The sequence below is a fragment of the Stenotrophomonas sp. T8 genome (assembly GCF_051853085.1).
GTDB lineage: Bacteria > Pseudomonadota > Gammaproteobacteria > Xanthomonadales > Xanthomonadaceae > Stenotrophomonas > Stenotrophomonas sepilia.
This window is the reverse complement of the sequence record NZ_CP195329.1, coordinates 1,242,427-1,265,570: the sequence shown is the minus strand read 5'-3', so window position 1 is coordinate 1,265,570 and position 23,144 is coordinate 1,242,427. Positions and strand designations below refer to the sequence as shown.

Genomic DNA, 23,144 nt, shown 5'->3' with positions numbered 1-23,144 from the left:
TTTCTGTCCCTCGGCATCCAGTACTCCCTCCATAGAGTGAAGGCGACTGAGAAGCGCCGCTTGCATGCCATCTGCGCCCATTCGAACATCTGCCGCGAAACCAAGGACCAGCGGAACATGCGCACGAACTCATCCAGGTGATGGCGCACACAGCGATACAGGGATACCAGCTCGCCGTTGATGTCATTGAGCACTTCCATCTGGGCTGGGTACGGCCTCATGAGTAGCGACGCGGCGCCGCCGGCGAATGCCTCGACGTAGCAGTCGTGGATTGGGAAGTGTGGATAGAGGTGTTTCAGTAGGCGGCGCTTGCCGCCCGGCCAAGAGATGATTGGCTTGGGCATGGGTTCTCAGTATTTGCGATAGGGGAAGCCGACAACCCCGCCGCTCTCGCGAGGGCGACGGGGCCACGGCCAATGCCAGGTGCTGAGATCACCTGTGTTGCGGCGCCGCCCGGATGCTTGCCGGCATCCGGGCGGCGCCCTGTCTTGCTAGATGGTCACTTCGATGACCGGCATGTTGGGTGCGGCCTCAATCAGGCGTCCACCTCTGACCCACACGTTGTATGGAATGGACAACTGGAGCTGACCAAAGGCCCGCATCTGCACCCCGTCATAAGTGGTCAAAGTGCTGGTACCGTCACTGTTGTGAGCGGTAACTGTCGCGAGCAAGCGAGGACTGCTGCTTACCAGCTCGCCAAATTGATCCCAGAGGTCAGTCCGCATCGGTGTAGTGCCTCTCCAGAGTGGCGGTCTGTTCAATCACAACGGCCTGCTGATCGATCACGACCTCAATGCGCAGCGAGTCGCACTGCCCGTGCCAGGTGCCTTCAGCCCCGACCACTTCCACTAAATCTAAGGGCATGATTGCGCCAACCTCGCCCGACATCAGCGGCTTCGGAAACAGTGGCACTGTCAGGTCCACCGCAGCCTGCTCCCCTCGATCACATAGAACATTCCGCCCTCGCTCCGCCCCGGCGGCCGCCACGCTGATGAGCGGGCTGCTTACTTGCTGAGCAAAGAGCTGCCCGGCCTCGCCAGCCTTTCTCACCTTGCAGGTCACGCCCTTGCCGGCCAGCTCGCCAGTCACGATAACGGCGTCGTACAGCGGCGCGCTCCGCATCTGGAGGCTCTCCGTCAGCACGATGTCCTCCTGCAACACATGGTCCGGCTGGGTGTCGCGCCAGAGCCAAGGGCTGACCGGATAGCTCGCGCGAACGTGCAGCGCAAGGTCCTTCGGATCGGACTGAACAACGGCGCCACTCGCCTCGGCCAGCGCACTGATGGCATCCAACGGCGCGCTACCGTCATAGAACCAAGCGCCAGGGGGAACGGTCCAGTCGACCGTCTTGTAGTGGCTGGTAAAGCCGGTATCCACCAGTTCCTCTGCCACAAGTTGCGCCATGCTCCTTGCCTCGTTGGCGACCTTTACCCGAGCAGGCGCATACGGTGCGGCCAGGAGGGCGGTGCGTGAGCGCCCACTGCACCGGACGCCGCCGTCTGCGAACTCTCGTTGCTTCTGGAAGCTCTCCACGATGCCGGTCCATGTGTAGCCGTTGAGAACGACTTCGAACTGACGGGGCCCGGCCGCCGTTGGCTTCAACAGCGACAGCTGCCCCGGATCGGCCAGCTCGAATTCAAAGGTCCACCCCCACGCACTACGGCTTGAGCTGAGCGAGATCCGGGTCAGCTCGATGGGGGTTCGATCTGGAAGGCGGACAAAGGAAACTGTGTTGATCACGACATAGGTCCTACGTTGCGGGCGCACCGCGTAGCAAGCGACGACACCAAGATTCAAAGGAACAACCCCGAACCCATCCATCACCGGGCAGCCCAGATTCAGTCCTACTCTTGCACCCGGGGGGCGCTGTGGTTCGGGGTCCGGATCTGGCGGAATTACTGGAGGGCGAACGATCCAAGGAACCTTTGCCGCGCTTCCCCAAGGCAGTCGACTGCCACGTCGCCTCTCCTGTGGCTGCTGCCATGGCGCCTGCCAACGTTCCCGGATAGTTGGTCTGTGCACCCATCCCGCAGCCACACCCCGCCCGACCATGGCCTGCTGTCGCCATGGAAGATCCGCATAGCGGCTGGTCAGGCCGCCTACTCCCCATGGACTGTCCAACTGCATACCGCATCGGTCCAATGGCCGCCAGGACGCCGACAGTGAATACCTGACGAGGGGCTGCCAACCGCGCCATGCCAGGGTGTCCGACTGCCGCAGGAGCGCAGACAGGCCCCAACCCACGGCCAGCGACGCGGAAGTGCGGGGCTCCGCCCGCTCCCAGCTAGGCGATACACTCAGACGCGCTACCTCGGACTGGCCCCAGCTCACGACAGTCAAGGCGCGGTCAGATCGAGCCGGGGCCCAGGCAAAAGCGATGCTCGCTCGCAGATCCCGCGCCGGCGGCTCAGGTGGCTCTTCCGACCACCAATCGACCCCCAGATTGAGGCCAACCCACCGGCCGCCGGCTTCCCACAGCGGCCCGAGGTTGAGTCCGGCCCGGTTACCAGGTGCGCTCATCCATCAGCCTTCGGTCGCCGGCGCGATCCAGTCCTGAATCGCAGCGTTCTGCGCACCGTTGTCGTCAAAGCCGATAACCGTGTAGTGATAGGCAGCGCTCAACCGATCCACTCGCCACGTTCCGTCCGCCTTGCTGAGCACGGATGCAACACAGATGCCTGACCCTCGCTCAAGCACCAGCACGCGCCCACGCGCAGGCTGATTGAGGATACGAAATCTGCCGTCTGGCTCCTGCGGATCACTTGTCTTTGGCGCCTCACCGGCGAGGTGTGCGCGCCCGGCCCAGTATTGGCTCGTAGACCACTTCGCTTCGATCCGGTTGGAGCCACCGCGATACTTGAACGTGGCTGCGCCCCAGCGGAAGCCAAATTTTGTCGCTGCGATCGCCATCGGCTACTCCCAGGCGTTCGTCATGTCGATCAGAATCTGCCCCGTGTAGGAGTCCTGGAAACCGGACATGGTCTCGCCGCTTACGTGCTTTGCCATCAACACGGTACCGAAAGGAAGTCCCTCAACATCGGTAATCTGCCCTTGGTCCGGAAACGGGCGACGATGAATCGGTGCGTAGATTCCCGGCAAGCGGCCCCGAGGCTGGTAGGCGCCCTCAAGCACATCGATCGAACCATACAGCAGACCTCCGTTGCCCGGGTAAGGATATGCGGGGAAGGCAGACAAGCTGCCTACCAGACCGCCGCTGTTCTGGCCGGGCGCGCTGAGCAGTACACGCACTGAACCGGGCGTGCCGGTAAACGATCGACCGACGAATGCCGACGTGACCGGATCGCTGCTCGGAGAATTTGACCAGCCGCTCTGAGCCTTGAACGCGTAACCAATGGTGCTGGTCGCCTCTGAATCGCTGCCCTTATAGGACACGCAGAAGTTGTGGCGGTCACCTGGACGCATCGAGATCATGTCGCCTGCGTAGTGTCCATACGTCCCTTGAGTACCCTGTGATGCGAAGAGGCCGGCCGTATCGATGAACAAGTAGAAGAACCGCTCGTTCCCCACGGCGACCCAATGCCGCGCCTCGGCGCTGGCGTTGTTTGATTTGTCCCAACGGGAGCCGATGGACTTCATGGTGTCGGACGGAACAGGATCGGTCCCGGTGTTGATGTCGCTCATGCTCGAATACCCGCGAAGCAGAGACGACCGGGCGGCCGTATCATCTACACGAAGGTAGTAGCCGGACCCCGTAATCGGCGAGCCCCTGTACGCCCTCAGTCCGGAGCCCGAGAAACCCTTGGTCCAGCCCATACCTGCCTTCCGGCTTTCGCCCAGGCCATAGCCGTCAACAAGGATTGCGTCCAGAACCGTGAGTAGCGCCCCAGCAGTGCCGGACAGAAGTGGTGCACCTGGATCGGTGCTTCGATAGACCGTTGGGGTGAGGCTCATGCTTGAACTCCTGCGACATTGCCGATGACTTGAAAGCGAGTTGAATCCGTAACGCTCTCCGGTGTGCCCGGCAGCGTGGTGCGAACCATCCAGACTGGTGCCAGGCCACCCACCGTGTTGAATCGCACTACGTTGTTGGTGGACCAGCCTGAGCCCCAACCGGCGCGAGGAATGGTGAAGTACGGCCGGCCAGTGCGCGGATTCACGGGTGCGCAATCGGCGCTGATGCTCCCGGTCACGATGGTGCCGACCGTCTCACCGATCACCTCGAAGGCTGTTGCGTTGGTGAATCGAATAGCCCACCGCTCGGTAATCGCATCGCTGTTGGCAACTACCAGCGGGAAGTCGGTGTCGTTGAATGTGCCTGGCGCAGCGCTTCCGATGAGCACGTCGCTCCAGACACCCGTCCAGGCCGCTTGATCGAAGAGGTTTACCACCCGCGCCTGCAAGTCCAGCGACCCATTTGCCTCACCCAGGCGGAGGGCCGAGCTGATCATCGCCTCCCCAGCCGGGTAGTCATGCGACAGGCCAGTGTTGATCTCGATCTCACCCGTAATCTGAGGCTGAACGACCAGCCTGCGGTCCTCAACACGCTCGCTGATCACAACCGGCAGCTGATACGCGGAAAGGTTCAACGGGTCGCTGAAGACCAGCCTCCCTGCGCTCACGTCGATGGAGTACCAGGCGCTATCGATTGGTACCCCCTTCGAATCACGCACTTCCACGGCTGCGATTCTGGTACGGCCGAACGCCACCACTTGACCGGCCTGAGGTGCCGCGATTGTGTGCTTTGCCGTGTGGTGGACGAGCACAGTCTGCCCAGCCTTGAATGCCGGAACGCGCCCGTCGCTCGGAAGGCGGACGGAAGAAAGGCCGATGACAACCTCGGACAGCGGAATGGACCGATAGACCACAGCGCCCATGTAGATGGAACCGGGCAGTACCAGCGCCGGACGCCACACCTGGTCACCTTCCACCAAGCTTGGATCAAACCACGGCTGTCCCTCATTGCCAGCCACCGGCACCAACTGGCCGAACTGAACCTTGGCGACACCGCTCTCCCAATCGACCTTGCCCCGCATCTGAGGGCTGGAGATGTCTCCGTTGATGTCGGCAGTGGCTGTGATCAGCTCGCCGTCCAGCCGATTCGCCCTGAGCGTGAACATCCCCGGGCGCAACGGCGACCCCGGCGCACGGAAGAAGGTGAACGCCACACCAGGGTCGGCGATTCGGGTCAGCAACGAGAGGACCTGAACGGTGTTGTTTCCGCCCGGCACCCACTGCGTCATGTTGACCACACCGGAGGTATAGTCGATTGTGCCTGCGTAGATGCCAGCCCCCGTGCCCGGGTCGATGCTGTGATACAGGCCGCCGCTGCGATCGACATAGGTCCTGCCACGGAACGTAAACCGAACGCTTCCGGGAACGACGCTGTCGCTGATGGTTGGCGTGAGCTGCAGCTGCATCGCCGGCAGCGGCAGACTCTCTTGAGCTTCCGGCGCCGTATCACCGGCAAGCAGCCAGCTCACGGACACGATAGTTCCAGCGGAGAACTGCGCAAGCACATCGATACGGCCATACCCCACCACCTTGAGACGACCCGAGCGAATCTCGTACTGCGGGTAGGACACCTGGCGCACCATGAACTTGCCGGCCTGTAGCGTGACCGCGCCGGTGCTGTAGTTGACCGCCCCAAGCACTGTGCTGGTAACGGTGTCACCCACTGAAACAGCGATGAGGTTGCCGTTTCCATCGTCTTTGGCGATCACACGCATCGGCTGCGGTGCCGAGCCAATATCATCTCGGTCGCGCAGAACGCTGATGATCCAGTCCAACAGGACAGACCCGGCGCGGACAGGCCCCTGGGGAAGCGTGAACGACACGATGCCCGAACCGTCCGGAACGGGTTGAGGTGATGCGTTCAACGGGCGCCCCGCGTCGTACGTGACCGCCAGCTGGCTGTCGGCGTCCGGAAGTGTCACGGGCCTGAGGGAGACTTCACCGGTAGAGTAGGAGATCGAACCACGAACCTGCCCTGCAATCAGCAGCCCGCCGGCGCCATTATCCGTGACCAGTACATCTGCACCGCCAATGCGGAGCGTCATGCGGACGCTTCCAGGTACCGCCGCTCCCTCACCCAAGACGAACTGTAGCGAAGGAGCCTGAGTCGCGACATCCCCGGTGCGCGACTCAGCGATTACGGGTGTGCCCCACGCGCCGATGATGCTGCTCTTCAGATCTGGGAGCGCGCCAGCAGTGAGGACGATGGAACCGGTCATGTAATTGACCGTGCCGCTTCCTTGACCGGGCTTGCCGACGAGCTGACCCTTGCCGTTGTCGGAGAGCCGAATCCAGCGGCCCAAGGCGCGATAGTCCACGGTAACGGTGCCGGGCGCCGGAAGTGGGGTGGCCTGCAGCAGCCACACCATGCCCTGATTGTTTTGGGTCACTGCAATCTCGTCCGTGTATCCCTGCATCGGGATCGACCCGGCCGGAGTCGCGGTGATGCTCATGCTCAGCCCGCCGGTCCCCGTAGCGTGAGTGACGGCCACTACGCCCGCCTGGTAATCAACCGTACCTCCCCAGGAGGTCGCAGCGGCGGAAACCAGGCCGCCGCTTCCATCATCAGTCAGCTCCACGCTTCCCGCCATCACCTTGACACTGCCCACGGCGATACCAGTGCCCAGGTAACGGGTCACAGGCACGCCAGCCTGAAAACTGGCGGTGAACTGCTGGCCGAGGCTGCCCGCAGGGCCTGAGGGCACGTGGCTCATCGTCCCCATACCAGCCAGGACATCACTCACCGGGGTCTCGGCCGTGGAGGTGGGGACGATCGGCACGTATGGTGTATCGATCTGGACTGAAAGGTCACCCGGCTTCCCTGCTGCGGCCAAGCGCTTGACGCTGTGGTAGCTCGTCGCGTCAACGACATTCGTCTCGTATACCCGCGTTGCCGGCTTCGTCGCGGTGTACCGGACCACTTCCTGCCCATAGAAGTTGCGCAGGAGGGCATTCACCAGCTCAATGACCAGCACGTCGCGCTCGAATGCGCCCTGGTCGTCGGTAAACGTGCGGGTGGTACGCGAAAGAACGGACTTGACGCGCACATACTGCTCGCCCTCGTCGTGACCCGAACTGGCGAGCGTGAGCAACGAGAGGTTGTCGTTGATGTCCGGGCTCGGAGCATCCGCGGTCGTATAGACGAGCATTGTCATCTGACCGATGAAGTGGTTGCCCATCAGAATGAAGCGAGACTCAGTACCTCGAGTGATGTAGCTCTCCACTCGATTCTTAGCATCAGCACGTACATCAGCATAGGAGCCCGTCGCGAACATGCTCACCGTTACGCGCGGGTCAGCTGGCGGATCGATCAGCACGCCGATCGCATCCTTCAGCACGTCAGTGTTGGCGGTATCGACGTGGACGAACATCTTGCGTAGCGTGGCTCGACCCGTCGTGCGCTCCTCGTCACCGATGTCAGGGAAAAGGTTGTTCATTGTCCCGTCGACAATCTCAGCCTGGACCATACGGCCGCCGCCGTCGGGATTGTCCGTCAGGCGTTGCGACTGACGCAGCTTGATGTCGGTTGCAGAAATGGTCATTGGTTACACCGTCATGAGGCGAAGAGTGATGGAGAACAGATCGGCATCCAGAGCCGGCACAGCAAACCGGGTGGGCTCAACCTCAATCGCTGGACCATCGGTTCGGCGCCAGCGCACCTGAAACGCTCGCTCGCCGCCGTTGTGCGCGGGCATGATGAGATCGATGGGCGCTGCGCGCGCCTCGCTCTCGCTCTCCTGCAGGGCCCGAAGAGTGGGCAGAGACACCACCCCGACGTAGGCAGTCCCGTCGCGGGTCGTTTTCAATGTGATCGGGCGGCCGGCCTGTCGCGCTGACTCCTGGACGATCAGGGCGCCGGTCAGGCTCGTACGCGCCTGTTGGCCGACGCGCCAGGCCGTGAACTCGTCGGACCATTGGAGATCGGCAGGAAGGTCGATAGCCCCCAGAATGATGCGCGTCATCAGCGCCTCCCCCGCACAGACACGGATCGGCTTTGCTGAACCCTGCGGAGCACCAGTGGCGCAACCATGTTCGCGATGCGCTCGGCCTGCTGCTGCTCGGCTGCAGTCGCGCCAGCGACGATCTCTTTGCTAGGCGCCTTCCAGTCGATGACCAGAACCTGTTCCTTCGCCTCACCCGCCTTGATCCGGGAGGCATCGGCCTTCGCCTGTGCTTCCGCCTCAGCGACAGCAGCTTTCCGGCGCTCCTCGGCCGCCTGTTTCGCGGCCCTTTCCTTTTCCAGCCGCTTCGCTTCGATTTCGTTCTCAAGCTGAACCACGCTATCGAGCTCGCTGGCGCCGACCAGGTCAAAGCGCTCGGCCAGCTCCTTTCGCTTGCCTGCGAGTTCGTCCATGCCTTCGAGCAACTGCTTTTGCTCTTCGGTGTACTTGGCAAGCTCCTGTCGCTGCGCGTACAGCGAATTCCAGATGTTGGCGAACTGCTGAAGGCTGTTCGGGCCACTCATCTGGCTCAACATGTCTCTCGTCTTCTGCGAAATCTCACCCATGCTCAGCGAGAAGCCCTGAGCGGCACTTGAGGCGCTCGCCAAGCTGCCTCCGGCCGCAGAAGCTCCCTCAGCGACCCGTTCAACGCCGGTCGCGGCCTCATCCGATGCGCGTTTAACGTCGAGCATGGCGTCAGTCGCCTTCTGAGCACCCTGCTCGACTCGACCCATCGCAGCGGCGCCCTTCGCCCCAAGCTGCTCCATCGAATCGCCGGTGTCGTAGATCGCGCCCTGAACGTCCAGCTGGGACTGTACCTGGCTCCGGCGCCAGGCATCACTATCGGCGACAGCTGCCTTTGCGGTATCGGCGTACGCCCTGAACGCACGACGGACATCCTCGACAGATGCTTTGCCACTGGCCGCTCCCTGCCGGATGGTCTCGAAGGCTTCCCAAGCAGAGTCACGGGCCGCATCCAGAGACTGCTGCGACTGGATACCAAGCCGTTTGAACTCATCGGCAAGCGGGTTGAGGCCGGCCTGGATCTCGCGAATCCGTGCGCTCAAGGCGGCCGCCGACCTCGCTGCTGAGTCAAAGCCGACGCGCCCTTGCTCGCCCGCAGCCTGTAGCAGGCTGCCTAAGGTACGTGCCTCGTCCAGTGTTGCCACATTTCCCAAGGCAGCTTTGAACGCAGCCTCAATCTGCGTGCCGGCCGCAATGGCGTTCTCTGTGACGGCACCGAACGCAGCGATGGCATCCCGACCTGCCTGGCTGAAGCTGACCCCCAGCTGGCCCGAGGCCACGCCCAGCTTGGTCATCGCGGCAAGCAGAGTGGTCTGCAGCACCGCCGCAGCGTTCACTGCCCCCTGTGGCAGCGAGCTAAATGCCGCCTGCGCCGCACCCTGGAACCGGGCGAGTTCTTCACCCGACAGCTGCTGCAGCGTCGCGAGAAGGCCATCACGCACGTTCTGCTGGGCCGCAGCACCTTGCGTGGCGATGAAGCCCAGCGCTTCGCCTACCGAGGCAAGGCTGGCCGTATCGGCAAAGTTGAGCCCGGAGAACATCTTACGGATGGACTCAGCCGCCAGCTTGGCGTTGCCATCAATCCCTTCAAGCTGCGCCACAACCTGCTGAGCAGCGCCACCAATGCCGTTGGATAGAGCATCAGCGGCGGTCTTCACACCTGTTTGCAGGGATGCAAAGCCCGTGGAGACGTCCAGCAACCGCTGTGTGACCTGGCCCAGCTGCTGCAGCTGCTCTGCCGTCGCAACACCGGCCTTCTGCTGCATCAGCAGGAACCCCTCCTGCGCGGTGAGGTACTGCTCCAGACCAGACAGCCGCTTTTCGTAGGCTTGCCGCTCGGCCTCGCCCAGCTTCGCAACCTCTTCGGCTGACTTGATGACCACGTCACGGTATGCGACGAAAGACACCGCCTGCTGACGCAGCTGCAGCGCGGAGTCGCGCACCTGGCTGATGTAGGCCCGCTGCGCTTCACCGGCACGCTTCAGCGCCGGGTCGTGCTGCTTCCAGATATCCTGAGCCACGGTCTTGAGGACATCCAGACCGCCCATGGCCGCTTCCAGCCCCAGTACAGCGACGGTAATGGGCACGATCTTGGGCAGACCACGCAACAGCGCGCCAAACCGACCGATGCCACGGCTTCCGCTGGCAACCGCTGCGTTGTTGGCGATCTGAGCGTTTGTAGTCGCAATCAGGGAGGCACGCCAGGCGTTCAGCTGGATGAGCGCGCCGACGATCTTGAATTGAGCGTACGCGGCGGCCATCAGGCCGATCACGCGCGCATGGTCCACAACCCACTGGGTCGTGCCCTTCACCGCCTCAGCCATGGTGATGATGGCCTGGGCGGTCTGCTTGGCCCAGCGCGACAGGCTGCCATCGGCCGCAAGGCGATCCAGCGTGGTCAGAAGCGTGTTCAGCTGGTCCTTGAAGTAGGTCAGCACTCCCTGGTCGGCAACTTCCTGCTTCCAGTCCTTGAACCGATCAGTGGCAGCCTTCCACAGGCCCGCGATGGTACCCACCTTCGCTGCTGCTGCCGCTCCGCCGTACGACTCTGCAAGCAGGTCCAGAATAATGGACTGCGCCTGCGCGACCTGGCCCGTGGCCTCCAGGCTCTTGATAAGCGCCTTTTGGCTGTCGTCCAGCGCGAAGCCTTGCTTGCTCAGGCCTTCCATAGCCTTAGACGGCGTCTGCAGCGCCTTGCCCACAACCTCGGCCGACTGCTCCAGCGACATGCCCAACCGCTGGGCCTGGTCGATGGTGATCTGCATCGCTGCCGGGAACTGCTCGCCTACAATATTGGTGTATGACAGCAGGCGCACCTGGGCGGCGCTGATCTGCCCATCGTCAAACAGCCCACTCTGCAGCTGCTGGCGCATGGCGGCCAGGCTCTGCGCGGTGAACTCACTGGTGCGTCCCGTGGCGTGTAGGGCCGCTTCCAGCTGCGCCAGCTCCTGCTCGGCGTCGCTGCCTTCCTTCACGATGGCCTTGATGCCATCGACCACTCGGTTCAGACCGACAAATGCAATCGCGCCAGCTGCTACCGCCTTGAGCCTGCCAAACCAGCTAACAGTGCTCTCGGTGGCCGACGCCAGGTCACCGCTGCCGGCTGCGGCGTCATCAGCGCGCTCCCGGTAATCGGCCAACGCCTTTGCCGCCGCCTTGCTGGTGTTGGCCTGCTTGCGGAAGGCAGCCTCGCCCTCATCGATCTGCTGTTTGCGCCGACGCCCCGCCTCGGCCTCAGCCGCTGCGGCTCGGGCCTGCTCACTGAGTGCTGCGGCACTACGGGTCGCCTCGACCCGCAGACGCTGCTGGTGGTCGGCCAGGTTGGCGGTATTGACGCCCAGCGAGGACAGCTCGCTATCGGCCTTGGCGACAGCATCCCACTGTTCATGGAGCGCCTTCTGCAGGCGCTCGCCCTCCTTGCGCAGCTCACGCTGGGCAGCCAGCACCTCGCGAGAGGGCTTCTCCATCTCGCCGATTCCGAGGCTGAGAGCCAGCGCGGCTTTCTGGTTGGCGTCAAACTGCTGCTCCAGCTCGGCAAGGTTTGCCAGCATCCCGTCGTACGCATCCGCCTTCGCAGCTGCTGCGTTCAGGCCGGTCAGCGAGTCCAAAAGCTTCGAGGCTTTCCCAGCCGTCTCGACCGATACGTCACCCAGATCATCGAACGCCGCGCGCAGTTCATCCACACCCTCGCGGCCCCGAGTTTCGATGACAACGCGGATTGCTTCTTCCAGCCGATCAGCCATTGGTGTTCCCGTTAACGCGCCATTGACGGCGCAACTCAGTCAGATAGGTGGTGTGGAAACGGTCGATCAGGCGACGCCGCGCCGCTAGGGCCCGACTATTGCCATCAGCACCGGAGAGCATCTCGAACGGGCTGGGTCCACGCAGGATGCGCACCGGGCCACGGCCGTGGCGCTTCTGCTGCGCCCGATCCCAGCTGCGTACCCGGATGGCCCTGCGACCCTTGATTGTGGCTATGAAGGCACCGTCGTAGGTCTTCGGTTCGCCCAGGCCAATGCTTGCTGTCGCACCTTTGGACTTACGGCCGGCCCAACGACCACCGAACTCGATCAGCGAAATCTGCCGCGTACTTGCCCAGATGGAGAGGAAATCATCCTTGCCTCGCTTGCCGGTGCTGTAACCTCGCTCCCCTGTCTCCACTCGGTACTTACCGCGCAGAGCCGAGGCCCGAATGTTGTAGGAGGCACGCACCTCCTGTGCAGTGGCCGGCCCAGCCCGGCGTTGCAGCCCAACAAAGGCGCGCTGCACCGACAGGTCGTACCGGTTCAGCACGCCGCCAGCCAGATCGGTGAGGCCGTGAAAGCCCTTTGCCCGCCGACCGCTGACGTAGTACTTGAGCAGGTTGTTGTTGCGATTGGACGCCACTGAACGTTCCTGATTCATGCTTGGAGGGCGCCGTTCGGGCGCCCTCCCTTTTGCCGAAGGCAACAGCTCGTTCAGCCCGCCGACTGCGCCGCGATCTTGAACGTATAGAGATCGGCCTCGCCGGCCTGGAAGATCACCGGGCCGGTCAGGGTCACCTGGATTGGCTCATCGCTGAACCAGTCCACATCGCCGTCCACGGTCAGGTCGACGTTCGGGATGGTCAGCAAGCCCTCGTCGCCGCTGATGCGGTCCTGCATGTCGCCCAAGATCTGGAAGGACTTGCTCGGCGTGGTGCCGCCGCTGATAGCGGTTTCCAGATACGCGTCGTACTTGTAGTTCGCCACGACGGTATCGCCAGCCTGCAGTTGGCCGCCGGACTTCGGAATCAGCAGGCCATGCACCGAGTCGAGGGTGTAATCCGCGCCCTTGACCAAGTCGACCGCGCCCTTCTTGAAAGTCGGCTCGGTATCGGCCAGAAGGAAGTTGTGCGGCAGCTTCACCGGAGTGTCCACGCTAGCCACACTCACGGAGACGTCCGTCGCGGTGCCGGCGGCGACCTGGGTGGCCACCAGCGTGCCGTACAGCATGCGGGCCAGGATGGCCGTCGGCACTTCAAGCGCGGTAATCGAGACGCTGGTGACGCCGGGGTTGGAATCCTTGTGGATGATCTGCTGGTAGCGTGCGTCGCGGCGCTTGCTCTTGATCTCCACCGAGTCGCCAGCTTCGTAGCTGAACGTCAACGACGACTGTTCCAGCGGCTGGTTGCCGAACTTGTCAGCCGGCTCCGGGATGACGGGAATGCGGGCGCCGTTCGCGCCGTGCTCCCAGAAGCGCAGGTCACCTGCGAACTTGCGGACTTTTGGCTGTGCCATGGTTCTGGTTCCTTTACTGGTTGGACACGGGCTCAAAGGTCTCGGTCAGACCAGCCCGCGCGGTGATCTGAGCGACTACGGCGGTATGCCCGGCATCGTCCTCCAGGGTCGCCAGCTGGGTTTCCAGCAGCTCGAAGCTGGTCACCCCCAGCGGCAGCGACTTCTCTTTGAACGTCAGGGCGCGGATCAGGTCGTGGCGCGCGCGGTGAACGAGTAGCCTGGGATTCGCCTCATCGCTGCCGCGCGGAACTTCGAACTCGATGGTGATGGCCGCATCGGAGGCGGATTGGGCCACACCGCCACCACTGCGCGATAGCTGGCGGACAGAGATGATCGTTGCTGGCTCGGTACTGTCCTCGCCGATCTCGGTTTCATCGATGATTACGGCGCCCGCGCCGATGTCGGTGCGGAAGCCATTGCTGCGCGAGATCAGGCGGACGCGAGCAGCCAGGAACTCCACCAGCTGCCACGAAAGCGGCTCTGCCAGGTCAGCCACGGGTCACCAGCCAGCGGCTCTGTGAGCCGTCATCGCTGATCTTCTTGCTGTTGACGAAGACCTCAGTACCGAACGCGATCGAAACCAACTCGAAGCGATCGCCCTGATCAGGCGCTACGTCCGAACGCAGGTACGCGATCTCCACACGGCCTGACCTGAACTGGCGCAGTTCACCGATGGTCTCAACGTCACGCTCCACATAGGCACGCGCGCCCTCGATCGTCCGACCATCCTTGGCCGTGTACCGACCTTGCGACGCCATGCCCGCCAGCGAAAAAGCGGCGTGCAAGTTGCTATCCAGATCGCGGAGGAAGTCGACCTCGCTCACCGCGCACCTCCAGAGCAAAGCATCGCGTAAGCCTGCAGCGCCCTCACCTGGGCGTCGCACTGTGCGGCGGCGCCAATAGCTCGGCCCGCACTTTCAATTCGGTCGTCGGCTCGACCATCAAGCTGGCTGCCGGCAGCGGCGGCCGCGGACAGCTCTGCGGTGGCGACGGACGCTTGCCAGCGCTGGTGCAGGCGCTGGTTGCCAGCGCGAAGATCAGCGACGAGGCGATCAGATGCCTTCTGTGCATCGTTCTTTTCCTTTTCGTACTTGGACGCCAGGTTGTTTGCGGCGATGGCGCTGCCACGCTCGACCTTCAGGGTTTCGTTGGCGGCATCGGCCTCAGCTCGGGCAGCGTCACGCTCCCGCCTCATGGCGTCACGGCTCGACACAGCCTTGTCGGCCGCACGGTGAGCGATGGACACCGAGCCACGCTGCCAGACAATGACACCCACCAGCAGAAGGACGGCGATGATGAGGGCGCGGATCATGCCGACACCACCGGACTTTCGGGGGGGATAATCGCACCCACGCTTCGCATCGCCGCTTCGAGGGACATGATGCGCAGACGCAGCCTATGCGCCTCCTCCTGAGCCGCCATGCGCAGCTTGATCTCTTCCATGAGCTTCTCGGTGGTTGCGGTAAGGGAGCTCTCCAGCGAGTCCACACGGCGGACAAGCCCGTTCAGAAGTTCAACATTGGCGTCAGTCTCAGTGCGCTCCTTCCTGCGCGAGAGCAACACCGTCCAGGTCTCTCGCAAGAGCCAGAGGGCCACTACACTTCCAGCGGCCCACCAAGGTGCGTGCGCATTCACCTCGCCCCCGACCATTACGAGAGCGCCTCAGCGACGCCGGCCGCGATCACCTCGCGTCGCCAGAACAGTCCGCCGTTCTCGTGCTTGGCGATGGCGGTGGCCAGCCGCTCCAACGTCACGGTGTTGTCCAGCCTAATGATCTCGCTCGGGCTCACCCCGACCGCTTTGGCAACTTCCTGGACGTACGCCGAAGTGTTGTTCTCCACCGGCGGCGCCCAGCGGCCAATGATCTCCTTCACCGTGCGCAGGCCGTGCTTGCGCTGATAAGTGAGCAGCGTCTTCGCCAAGGCGCGGAACCCGGCCTGCGGGGTCAGGAACACGCAGAAACGCTGCTCGCGCGCGATGGCGGCGGCGGAGCGATCCTCACCCTGCCACGGCGTGCTGGTGCGATCGATGTTGCCAGGATTGTTGTTGCGTACGCCGCGCGGCGTGCTGGTGGCGCTCATGCGATCCCCCGTTGTCGCTTTGGAAGAACCGGCACCGCTCACGCCACCCAGGCGTATGTGAGCGGTGCCGGCCAAGACTTACGCCGACTTCACCGAACCCGAGCCCGGGGTCAGCTTTGCCAGCACGGTTGCACTGCCATTGCCAGCGGCAGCAATAGCCACGGCGCAGCCCTCCAGGTCGCCAGCATCGGCGCCGGTGACGATCAGCTGCCGGCCCTGGGCATCCCAGGTGAGGCCAGCACCCGCAGCGATGTTGGCGCTGGTGAGCTTCGGCAGTTCGAACACACCCTCGATCTGGGCACTGCCCTTGGCGCCGGCGGGGATGTCCACCAATGCGACGGCCAACAGTTGGCCGACGATGGATGCCTGACCACTGACCAGGTCGGACGCCGCGACGATGTCGATCACCGCCCCCGGAAATTTGTAGTTCTTCGCCATGATGATGGTCCTCAGTTGGCGTCTTGCATGGATGAAGTAGGAGCTAACGGCTGCAGCGGGGAAACCGCAGCCGGGTTGCCGGTTACTCGCCCGGGTTACGGGAAGCGCCGCGCCAGCCCACCGCGCCCACGCCGTACTTGTGGACGACCTTCCAGCTGAGACCGTCCGTGCGGAAGTTGGTCTCCTGCTCCAGTACCGGCGTCTGCACGCCATTGAGGAACGCGACTTCGATCACCGGCTCCACATTCGGATCGGCGAAGCCGTACCAGGCCTTACCCGTGCCCAGGCGCGGGGACGTGATGATGTCGCTGAAGGTGCCACGGGAGGTGTTGTTGACCTGGAACCGGCCAGTCACGTCCGGGTTGTACTCGCTGTTGTTCACCAGGGTCGCGCGGCCATGCATTGCGACCGTTCCCAGGAAGCGCGACAACGAGATATCCAGATAGTCATTGCCACCTGGGTCCTTCTGCAGCGCCATCAGCTGACGCATCGCGTCGAAGGAATCCACGGACACGGCGGCGCCGGTGGCAATGTTGCCGTGGTCCGCATGGAACAGGGTTTTTCCATCCTTCATGGTCGGGCCCATGCCGTCGTTCTGCGCCAGCACGTCGTAGACGTCCTTCTCGATCGTGCGGCCAGCGGCCTGGCCCAGCGCCGTGGTGATGCGCACGAACGCGCCCAGGTCGTCGTTCACCAGCACTTCCGGGGTGATCTGCAAGATGCGCCCCTTGCGAGCGCCCTTGATGGTCTCGGCCTCGCCGTCGCCCAACACGCCGTTCTCATACTCGCCCGCTTCGTTGACCGGCTTCAGGTCGGAGAACGAGGAAAGGTGGTAGCGGCTGTGCGGACGGTAGTCGGACAGCGTGCCGGTTGCGCAGAATCGGGTCCAGGTGAACTGCTGCAGGTTGTAGGCCCCGACCAGAACCCGGTGCAGCACGTTCTCCAGCAGGACCGGGAAGTCGCTGGTGGTCTGAACTGCCAGAACACCGCGTGCGATCTGCTCACGGTCCATGCCACGGGTGTTCACGCCGGCCTGGATCAGGGAGCGCTCGGCGAGCGCCAGCAGGGTGGTGTGCGCGTAGGGGTTGCCATTGCGCGCGGATTCGGCGTCTGCACCGGTCAACACGCCGGCACGAGCCAGAAGCGCGTTGACCTGTGCGCGACGCTGATTGTCCTCCTCCGGCACCACATCCGTGATGCTGAAGCCGCCGGCCAGCGGCTGTCCGCTCGCCGCGAGCTTCGCCAGCAGCTTGGCGCGCGCCACGTCTTCGGTGATCGCAGCATCAGCCAGACACTCCGCCTCCAGCGCCTGGACGCCGCTGACCTCACGGAATCCGGCGAAGACGGTACGAATGACTGCGTTGCGGGCCGAGATTGCCGCCATCACCTGCTCGACCGTTGCAGCCGGCGCCGAGGTCGCAGCCGCGACAGGAGCGGCTGCGACCGGCAGTACCGGAGCGGCGGGCACGGGCGATGCCGGGGCGGCGGGGGTCGGTGCAGCCGGAGCGGTGCCCGCCTGCGCCATGATCAGTTGGCACTGCTGTTTCATGCTGGTTTCCTCAAGGTGGGCCACAACGGCCCGCTGGTGAACCTCGCGGAGCGAGGCGAAGGCTGAAGCGGTGGTGGTTGCCTGGATGTGCTTGCGCAGCAAGGCGTGCACGGCCCCCTCGGTGCCGGAGATCGCACTCACATAGGACAGCAGCGCAGCTGCGGCGACGGAGTCCGCAGGCTCGGGCTGCACGTCGGGAATGACCTCGCTGACCAGGCCCAGCGCCAGCGCTTCGGACGCGGTCAGCCAGTGGTCCTTGCGATCGGTCAGCATCGTCTCGATGTCGGCCGGGTTCTTGGCCCGGCCCGAGTACGTCACCAGCATCTGGCGCCCGTACACGTCGATCTGATCGGCCCGCTCGCGCAGGTCGCCGGCAAAGCCCCAGCCACCGCCCTGAGGGCCATGCAACATCAGCATGGTGTTCTCGTGCATGCGACGGGTGCTTCCGGCCATGAGAATCAGGCTGGCGATGCTGGCGGCAACGCCATCCACGGTCATGTTGATCGTGGCCGGGTGCTGCTTCAGCGCGTTGTAGATGGCCAACCCGTCGGTTACGACGCCGCCGTCCGAGTTGATCCGCACGTTGATCACGCTCGCGGTGGTGCCGGCCAGCTGCTCGACCACGCTGGCGGCAGTGACGCCCTCACCCCAGAAGTAGTCGCCGATCGGGCCGTAGATCAGCAGCTCGGCCTCACCGCCGCTGGTAGTGCTCAGTGCGAGGACCGATTTTCCCTTGGCCTCCGGCTGCAGCGCCTCGATGTCGCTTGCGTCGAATGCAAAGGTCGCGGCCAACACAGCGCCAAGCGCCGCTGCCGTGCCATTGCGGGCGAGGTGGTTCATTGCACATCCTCAGAAGGGGTTGAAATGGAACCGGCATCGGCGCCGGCCTGGGCCACACCTGCGTCACTCACCTGGCCCGGGTCGCTGTCCAGGGTGATTCCCAGGTCACGCGCCCACTGACGTTCGTTGCGGATCTCTTCCAGCGTGTCGTACATGCGCCCGCCGCGTTCGCTGATGACCGAGGTGAGCGAGCGGATGCCGGCGCGAATCATCATGCGAAGGCCGGTCGCCTCATGGACCGGATTGATCCACGGCATCACCGGCGGCATGTACATCGCATCGGTCACCGTGGTCATCGAAACGCCGCGCGGAACGACCAGCTCGCCGGACGCGATCGCTGCCTGGATGAAGCGCTCGTAGATCGGCCGGACAATCTGTGAGATCACCTCATAGGCCAGAACGCCGTATGCACCGTACTGCTCAACCAGCTCTTGCCGCTGCGCGGAATAGGTTCCGTTGTAATTCTTCGACAGCGATGAGAACGACACTCGCATACCGCCGGCCACAGCACGCAGCTGCCCGTTACGGTAGGTCTCCAAGTTGGGGTTGGGGCGATTGGTGTCGACCGTCCCAACGCTCTCGCCCTTCACCAGGTCATCGAACACCATGCCGGGCTGGAACCGCATACTGCGCCGCTCCGGAACTGTCTCGTTCTCGCCATAGCTCTGCGGATCACCCTTGATGATGAACGCCGCCATGCTCGCCGCGATCTTGGCGGCCACACGCTCGGATTCCTCGTAGTCCTTGAGGTCATCCAGACGAGTCAGAACAGACGCCAGCAGGCTGACACCGCGCACCTGCCCGATCCGATCAACCATCTTCGCGTGGTGAACGAAGTCTGCGCTCACGCGCTTCACTTCGGGCATGACAGCGTTCGGGTCGCCGGGATGCTGTTTGTAGAGGTGATACGCGATGGGGCGGTTCCATGCGTTCCGCTCCACGCCCTGCATGATATTCCGACCGGGATCGTTCAGATCCATAGGCAGAAGGTCGGGCTCGATCATCTCGATGCTGTAGGGCACAACAGTGCCATGGTCGAGGTACGGCACCGGCCCGATCAGGTCCTGATACAAGCACTCCCCGTCTCGGAACAGGGTCCGGGTCATCAGCCGCTGTGCCGCACCGAAGTCATGGCACCAGGTGACTTCCGGGCGTTTCCAGAAGTCCCGCAGCAGCGGGGTGATCTGATCGACCAGGGACTCCACGATGTTCCCGTTCTCGTCGCGCGGCTGCGGCTCGATGCCGATCCCATCCCGGCCGATCACGTTCTGGACCATCTGATTGAAGCCGTTCACCACAATGTCGTGGTTCCGGTCCAGGTGCCTCGCCTGCGTGCGGATTCGCGTCGCGCCACTGGCGACCGCCGTGTTACCGGAGCCAAACTCACGAGCAGCCTCCCGCAGGCGGCTGGGCGTGGCCCCGTCGTAAGCGCTGCTGTAGGCAGCGATTCGCGCGCGCGCCATGGCACGCTTTGCGCCCCAGCCGGGGGCCACAGCGGCGATGGCGCGGTCGAGGCGGTTCACTCGCCCCCCCGGAAATCGGCAAGAGCCACGGACATGCGGCTACCGCCTCGCGCCTGCGCGTTCACTTTGGCTTCCCACTCGCGCCGGCCTGCGCGAATCTCCGCCAGGTCGGCACGATTCAGCTGCCGCTCCCCCATGCGGAAGGACTGACCCTTCAGTACCGCAGCCTCAGCGGCCAGGTACGTCTGCAGCATGATTTGAGCGGGTGTCGGCATGGAGATAGTTTGGAGACGAGGTCGTCTCAACCGTTACCAGCCGTGTGAGACGATCAAGAATCCGCCCCCGCAAAATCAGTCACTTACAAGGCGGCCGTCTCAATCTTTGTCGGAAGGTGAGACGGACCTTGAATTCTCAGCTCGCTTTCGATGGTTTGGGTAATCCGCCAGGGAACAAGCGATAGAGAGCGGCTCTCGATATCCCATGCCTGCGGCAGACCAATCGCCAGCTCTGACCCTTAGTTAGTTCGGCGCGGATCACCTCCACGCGTGCACCTGGCTTGTCCTGCACAGCCGCCTTGGGAATGTGCAGACGCTCACCCCCATACTCGGTTTGCAGAACGGTCAGTACCGCCGTCGCATAGGGCATCGCGTGCTCCTCGTTCAAGCCGGTTTGCTCGACGATGCCTCGAATCACCAGGCGACGCAGCTGCTCGGCAGCATCGATGTCGCGCGAGTTGCTCATAGGCGACTACTCCAACCGCTCGACCCAAAGTCATCGCGTGACGTTTCACGGGAATCGCGTGCGACCCGCACCGGGGGCGGCGGGGGCCTTTTCACGACCTGGGTCAGCGGCGGCGCGGGCGCTGCCACGTCTGCCGCCGGCAATGCCGCAGCCGGCGGATTGCTAAACAGATCGTTTTCCGGCTGCACCTGTTCCTCCAACTGATCCCACCATTTCGCCTTCTTGGGCCCCCACAGGTCGAGCCGCTCCTCCAGCCATATTTCGTAGGTCAGGCAGTCCTTGACCTCGATTCGCTTGCGCGTTGCGGTCCACCTGGACTCGGACCCACCCTTCATCCGCCGCGTAGCGCGGATCTCGCCCGCCAGCTGTTTGAACCATTCGGGCGAGAGCTGATCTGACAGATGCACGTAGCCCGGGCCCGGGACAGCAACGTCCAGCCGCGACTGGAACCGATCCTTCGCGAGGTTCGTGCCCACGTGCCAGAGCACCGGCCCGTGCTTCTCGATTCGCCCATTGAATCGGTAGCCGACGCGGCTGTTGCCGTTCTCGATGGACCGCTCCTGGCCGCTCGCGCCCTTCACCGCGTGCACCCGCAACGACTTCAACTTGTGTGCGAAGGCGTAAACAGCGTCGGCATGGTGACCGCCCGAGTCGATCGCGGTGGCATAGATCCGTTGCGCCCTGCCGCAGGCATGTGTGTATTCCTGCTCACGCAAGAACGCTTCAGCCTCGGTCCAGACCTCCATCTGTGCAGGGTTGCCGAAGAACACGCGGTGGTCGATCGTCCACATTTGCCCCCCTCGCCCGACACCCCATACGCCAGCCTCAAGCCGGTTGTCCTGGGTATCCATGCCGCACAGGAGCAGCAAGCAGTCGCGAGGCATCGTCTTGAGCGGGAACGGCTCGGCCCTGTTCGCCAACTCATCAGCATCCGTGCGTTCGACCTCTCCCTCCCAGGTCTCACCCAGAGTCGTGTTGGTCCACGCCTTCAGCTTGCTGTCGTCGCCTTCCTGGTGCTTGATGTACGCCTCCAGGAACTCCCGGACAATCTGGTCCCACGCAACTGCTGGGCTGTAGGCGGTCCAGATGTGGAGCGCCACATGACGGGGAGCCTGGACCACGTGGCCCTCCGGCGTGGTGAAGCGGCCATCGGCGCGAAGCCAGACATCACCGCGCGAGTTCACCCATTCGCCTTGCTCAGCCGCCAGCAGATACTCGCCCTGCGTCATTGGGTACGTACAGCGCGGGCAAAGGTGGTAGACGTGGACAACGCCGCCAGATGCGTCTCGCTCGAATTTGAAGCCGTGCGATTCGTCCTTGCCACCCCACGTCAGTGCGTGGAAGGCGTCGCATTGAGGGCAGCGCACCTGGTAGGTGAATCGCTCATCGGCCTGCGAGTAGCGCGTATCAACCAGGCTGAAGCCCTTGAGCTTCGGGGTACTGCCAGCCACAAGCTTGGGGAAGGTGGCGCCTTCCAGGCGCTTGGCGGCCAGCGAGTCCGGTGCGCCCTCCTTCTCAATGTCGTTGTCGAAGGCGTCCAGCTCGTCCAGCAGGGCTACGTCCACGGAGATTCGACGGTAGTTCTTCGCGGCCTTGCCGCCGCGCACGCGCAGGAGCGAACCGATGAACTTCTTCTGCTGCAGGGTGTTGTCCTTGTGCCGGGCCAGGTAGGCCGGGAACACCGCCCGCATGCACTCCACGTCACGCAGCATAGGCTCCAGCTCCGACTTGACGAAGTCGTCAGAGTCGTCGTCAGTCGGCTGCCAGATGCACTGGTTCCGGCGCCGGTGCTCTGCGTTGTAGCCAAGGAAGGCCAGGAGGATCTTGGTATAGCCCACACGCGCCGACTTCTTTACCGAGACCTCGGCCACGTCGTCGTTGCTGATCACCGCCATCAGGCCGCGCTGGAACGGCCATGGTGTCCACTTCTGCTCAACATAGCTTGACTCAGCAGACAGGTAGAAGTGCTCCCGAGCCCAAGCCTCCAGCGTGATGGGCTCCTGCACCGCCCATGAGGCCAATCCGCGCTGCAGATGCCGCTCTACGGCCTGCAGCTGGCTGGCTTCGATTCCTCGCAACAAGGTCACTGGTCATCGTCCTCGGTAGCGACGGGCGTAGCCGCAACGGCATCCGAATCTGCATCGTCATCTGCGTCCACATCAGCCAGACGCATGGATGCCGCGAGATTCCTGGCCTTGGCGACAATCTGCGTGACCACATCGAGATCGGCAGCTGTGAGCTGCGGCAATCGACGGCGCAACGTCCCCGGGATGGTTTCAAGAATGCGACCCGCTCGCGCGCCGACCTTCGACAGAACCTGTTCCATGAGGTGCGCTGGCGCCAGCTCGCCCCGGGTGACAGCGTTCTGCATTGCCAAGCGGTCAGCCTGCTCACGCGCCAGCCTGGCGCGTTCGGCGGTCAGGTCTTTCCCAGCCTCTCCGCCACGGCCTGCAGCGACTTCGCGGAGATGGTCGCAGTAAGCGAGCAGCCATTCGTCACCAGCTGCACCGTCAGCCAGCACGCCGCGACGCACCAGGTCGCTGACTGCCTGCTGGGAAATGCCCACCAGATCGCCGAATGCACCCTGCTTCATCGGACTGCTCAGATCAGAAACCACTACAACCCCCTTGGAACTGCGTCATGACTAGCGAAAAACTGCGCGACCGAATACCCGTGGAATCTGAGGCCCGGGAGGACCCATCGGCCTGCCCTCTCCCCCCTGCCCCTTCCGGCCGACCAACCGCACGATGATTCGCGTGGAACATGCCAGCCGTCCCCACCGTCCAAACCATCAAGGCAAGGTCTGGACGCCCGGAACCCGCGCCGTTACAACGCTG

At 63.6% G+C, this 23,144-nt stretch carries 20 protein-coding genes and 1 pseudogene; all 21 read right to left on the bottom strand.

Annotated features, from left to right (window positions below; all coding sequences use genetic code 11):
• Window positions 1-68 precede the first annotated feature (68 nt).
• A pseudogene (locus ACSDHM_RS05985) lies at window positions 69-344 on the bottom strand (DNA adenine methylase); the annotation flags it as partial.
• 370 nt (window positions 345-714) lie between these two features.
• Window positions 715-1,740, bottom strand: a complete 1,026-nt coding sequence (locus ACSDHM_RS05980; protein WP_439426760.1) for a hypothetical protein — start codon at window positions 1,738-1,740, stop codon at window positions 715-717.
• A 783-nt stretch (window positions 1,741-2,523) separates the two neighbouring features.
• Window positions 2,524-2,910 carry a hypothetical protein gene (locus ACSDHM_RS05975; protein WP_439426759.1) on the bottom strand — a complete coding sequence of 129 codons (387 nt, stop codon included), beginning with the start codon at window positions 2,908-2,910 and terminating at the stop codon, window positions 2,524-2,526.
• Window positions 2,911-2,913: 3 nt separating this feature from the next.
• Window positions 2,914-3,912, bottom strand: coding sequence for a hypothetical protein (locus tag ACSDHM_RS05970; protein WP_439426758.1), 999 nt, complete (start codon window positions 3,910-3,912; stop codon window positions 2,914-2,916).
• Window positions 3,909-7,514 carry a hypothetical protein gene (locus ACSDHM_RS05965; RefSeq protein ID WP_439426757.1) on the bottom strand — a complete coding sequence of 1,202 codons (3,606 nt, stop codon included), beginning with the start codon at window positions 7,512-7,514 and terminating at the stop codon, window positions 3,909-3,911. The genes ACSDHM_RS05970 and ACSDHM_RS05965 overlap by 4 nt, the downstream gene beginning before the upstream one ends.
• A gap of 3 nt (window positions 7,515-7,517) precedes the next feature.
• Window positions 7,518-7,934: a hypothetical protein gene (locus ACSDHM_RS05960; RefSeq protein ID WP_439426756.1), complete on the bottom strand. Its 417-nt coding sequence runs from the start codon at window positions 7,932-7,934 to the stop codon at window positions 7,518-7,520.
• Entirely contained in the window at window positions 7,934-11,680 is a 3,747-nt protein-coding gene (locus tag ACSDHM_RS05955) for a Laminin subunit alpha-2 (RefSeq protein ID WP_439426755.1), read from the bottom strand. The genes ACSDHM_RS05960 and ACSDHM_RS05955 overlap by 1 nt, the downstream gene beginning before the upstream one ends.
• Window positions 11,673-12,341: a hypothetical protein gene (locus ACSDHM_RS05950; protein WP_439426754.1), complete on the bottom strand. Its 669-nt coding sequence runs from the start codon at window positions 12,339-12,341 to the stop codon at window positions 11,673-11,675. The genes ACSDHM_RS05955 and ACSDHM_RS05950 overlap by 8 nt, the downstream gene beginning before the upstream one ends.
• 53 nt (window positions 12,342-12,394) lie before the next feature.
• On the bottom strand, window positions 12,395-13,195 hold the full coding sequence (locus tag ACSDHM_RS05945) for a hypothetical protein (protein ID WP_439426753.1): 801 nt from the start codon (window positions 13,193-13,195) through the stop codon (window positions 12,395-12,397).
• A 13-nt stretch (window positions 13,196-13,208) separates the two neighbouring features.
• Window positions 13,209-13,691, bottom strand: a complete 483-nt coding sequence (locus tag ACSDHM_RS05940) for a hypothetical protein (RefSeq protein ID WP_439426752.1) — start codon at window positions 13,689-13,691, stop codon at window positions 13,209-13,211.
• Window positions 13,684-14,019 (bottom strand): head-tail joining protein, encoded by a 336-nt coding sequence (locus ACSDHM_RS05935; RefSeq protein ID WP_439426751.1) that lies wholly within the window; start codon window positions 14,017-14,019, stop codon window positions 13,684-13,686. The genes ACSDHM_RS05940 and ACSDHM_RS05935 overlap by 8 nt, the downstream gene beginning before the upstream one ends.
• Window positions 14,016-14,507 (bottom strand): endopeptidase, encoded by a 492-nt coding sequence (locus ACSDHM_RS05930; RefSeq protein ID WP_439426750.1) that lies wholly within the window; start codon window positions 14,505-14,507, stop codon window positions 14,016-14,018. The genes ACSDHM_RS05935 and ACSDHM_RS05930 overlap by 4 nt, the downstream gene beginning before the upstream one ends.
• Window positions 14,504-14,791, bottom strand: coding sequence for a hypothetical protein (locus tag ACSDHM_RS05925; RefSeq protein ID WP_262227092.1), 288 nt, complete (start codon window positions 14,789-14,791; stop codon window positions 14,504-14,506). Before ACSDHM_RS05925 ends, ACSDHM_RS05930 begins: the two co-directional genes overlap by 4 nt.
• A 53-nt stretch (window positions 14,792-14,844) precedes the next feature.
• Window positions 14,845-15,276 (bottom strand): structural protein P5, encoded by a 432-nt coding sequence (locus ACSDHM_RS05920; RefSeq protein WP_171953907.1) that lies wholly within the window; start codon window positions 15,274-15,276, stop codon window positions 14,845-14,847.
• 78 nt (window positions 15,277-15,354) lie between these two features.
• On the bottom strand, window positions 15,355-15,714 hold the full coding sequence (locus ACSDHM_RS05915; protein ID WP_439426749.1) for a DUF2190 family protein: 360 nt from the start codon (window positions 15,712-15,714) through the stop codon (window positions 15,355-15,357).
• Window positions 15,715-15,796: 82 nt separating this feature from the next.
• Complete coding sequence (locus tag ACSDHM_RS05910; RefSeq protein WP_439426748.1) at window positions 15,797-18,103, bottom strand: ClpP-like prohead protease/major capsid protein fusion protein; 2,307 nt, start codon at window positions 18,101-18,103, stop codon at window positions 15,797-15,799.
• Window positions 18,100-19,626: a phage portal protein gene (locus tag ACSDHM_RS05905; RefSeq protein ID WP_439426747.1), complete on the bottom strand. Its 1,527-nt coding sequence runs from the start codon at window positions 19,624-19,626 to the stop codon at window positions 18,100-18,102. The genes ACSDHM_RS05910 and ACSDHM_RS05905 overlap by 4 nt, the downstream gene beginning before the upstream one ends.
• Window positions 19,623-19,820 (bottom strand): primosomal replication protein PriB/PriC domain protein, encoded by a 198-nt coding sequence (locus ACSDHM_RS05900; protein ID WP_235304015.1) that lies wholly within the window; start codon window positions 19,818-19,820, stop codon window positions 19,623-19,625. The genes ACSDHM_RS05905 and ACSDHM_RS05900 overlap by 4 nt, the downstream gene beginning before the upstream one ends.
• A gap of 157 nt (window positions 19,821-19,977) precedes the next feature.
• Entirely contained in the window at window positions 19,978-20,307 is a 330-nt protein-coding gene (locus ACSDHM_RS05895) for a hypothetical protein (RefSeq protein WP_439426746.1), read from the bottom strand.
• Window positions 20,304-22,394, bottom strand: coding sequence for a phage terminase large subunit family protein (locus tag ACSDHM_RS05890; RefSeq protein ID WP_439426745.1), 2,091 nt, complete (start codon window positions 22,392-22,394; stop codon window positions 20,304-20,306). The genes ACSDHM_RS05895 and ACSDHM_RS05890 overlap by 4 nt, the downstream gene beginning before the upstream one ends.
• Window positions 22,391-22,900 (bottom strand): terminase small subunit, encoded by a 510-nt coding sequence (locus tag ACSDHM_RS05885; protein ID WP_439426744.1) that lies wholly within the window; start codon window positions 22,898-22,900, stop codon window positions 22,391-22,393. The genes ACSDHM_RS05890 and ACSDHM_RS05885 overlap by 4 nt, the downstream gene beginning before the upstream one ends.
• Window positions 22,901-23,144 lie beyond the last annotated feature (244 nt).

Excerpts from the sequence above, each read along its gene's own strand:
- ACSDHM_RS05975 (WP_439426759.1), bottom strand. The coding sequence starts at position 2,910 with ATGGCGATCGCAGCGACAAAATTTGGCTTCCGCTGGGGCGCAGCCACG.
- ACSDHM_RS05970 (WP_439426758.1), bottom strand. The coding sequence starts at position 3,912 with ATGAGCCTCACCCCAACGGTCTATCGAAGCACCGATCCAGGTGCACCA.
- ACSDHM_RS05965 (WP_439426757.1), bottom strand. The coding sequence starts at position 7,514 with ATGACCATTTCTGCAACCGACATCAAGCTGCGTCAGTCGCAACGCCTG.
- ACSDHM_RS05960 (WP_439426756.1), bottom strand. The coding sequence starts at position 7,934 with ATGACGCGCATCATTCTGGGGGCTATCGACCTTCCTGCCGATCTCCAA.
- ACSDHM_RS05955 (WP_439426755.1), bottom strand. The coding sequence starts at position 11,680 with ATGGCTGATCGGCTGGAAGAAGCAATCCGCGTTGTCATCGAAACTCGG.
- ACSDHM_RS05950 (WP_439426754.1), bottom strand. The coding sequence starts at position 12,341 with ATGAATCAGGAACGTTCAGTGGCGTCCAATCGCAACAACAACCTGCTC.
- ACSDHM_RS05945 (WP_439426753.1), bottom strand. The coding sequence starts at position 13,195 with ATGGCACAGCCAAAAGTCCGCAAGTTCGCAGGTGACCTGCGCTTCTGG.
- ACSDHM_RS05930 (WP_439426750.1), bottom strand. The coding sequence starts at position 14,507 with ATGATCCGCGCCCTCATCATCGCCGTCCTTCTGCTGGTGGGTGTCATT.
- ACSDHM_RS05920 (WP_171953907.1), bottom strand. The coding sequence starts at position 15,276 with ATGAGCGCCACCAGCACGCCGCGCGGCGTACGCAACAACAATCCTGGC.
- ACSDHM_RS05915 (WP_439426749.1), bottom strand. The coding sequence starts at position 15,714 with ATGGCGAAGAACTACAAATTTCCGGGGGCGGTGATCGACATCGTCGCG.
- ACSDHM_RS05910 (WP_439426748.1), bottom strand. The coding sequence starts at position 18,103 with ATGAACCACCTCGCCCGCAATGGCACGGCAGCGGCGCTTGGCGCTGTG.
- ACSDHM_RS05900 (WP_235304015.1), bottom strand. The coding sequence starts at position 19,820 with ATGCTGCAGACGTACCTGGCCGCTGAGGCTGCGGTACTGAAGGGTCAG.
- ACSDHM_RS05895 (WP_439426746.1), bottom strand. The coding sequence starts at position 20,307 with ATGAGCAACTCGCGCGACATCGATGCTGCCGAGCAGCTGCGTCGCCTG.
- ACSDHM_RS05885 (WP_439426744.1), bottom strand. The coding sequence starts at position 22,900 with ATGAAGCAGGGTGCATTCGGCGATCTGGTGGGCATTTCCCAGCAGGCA.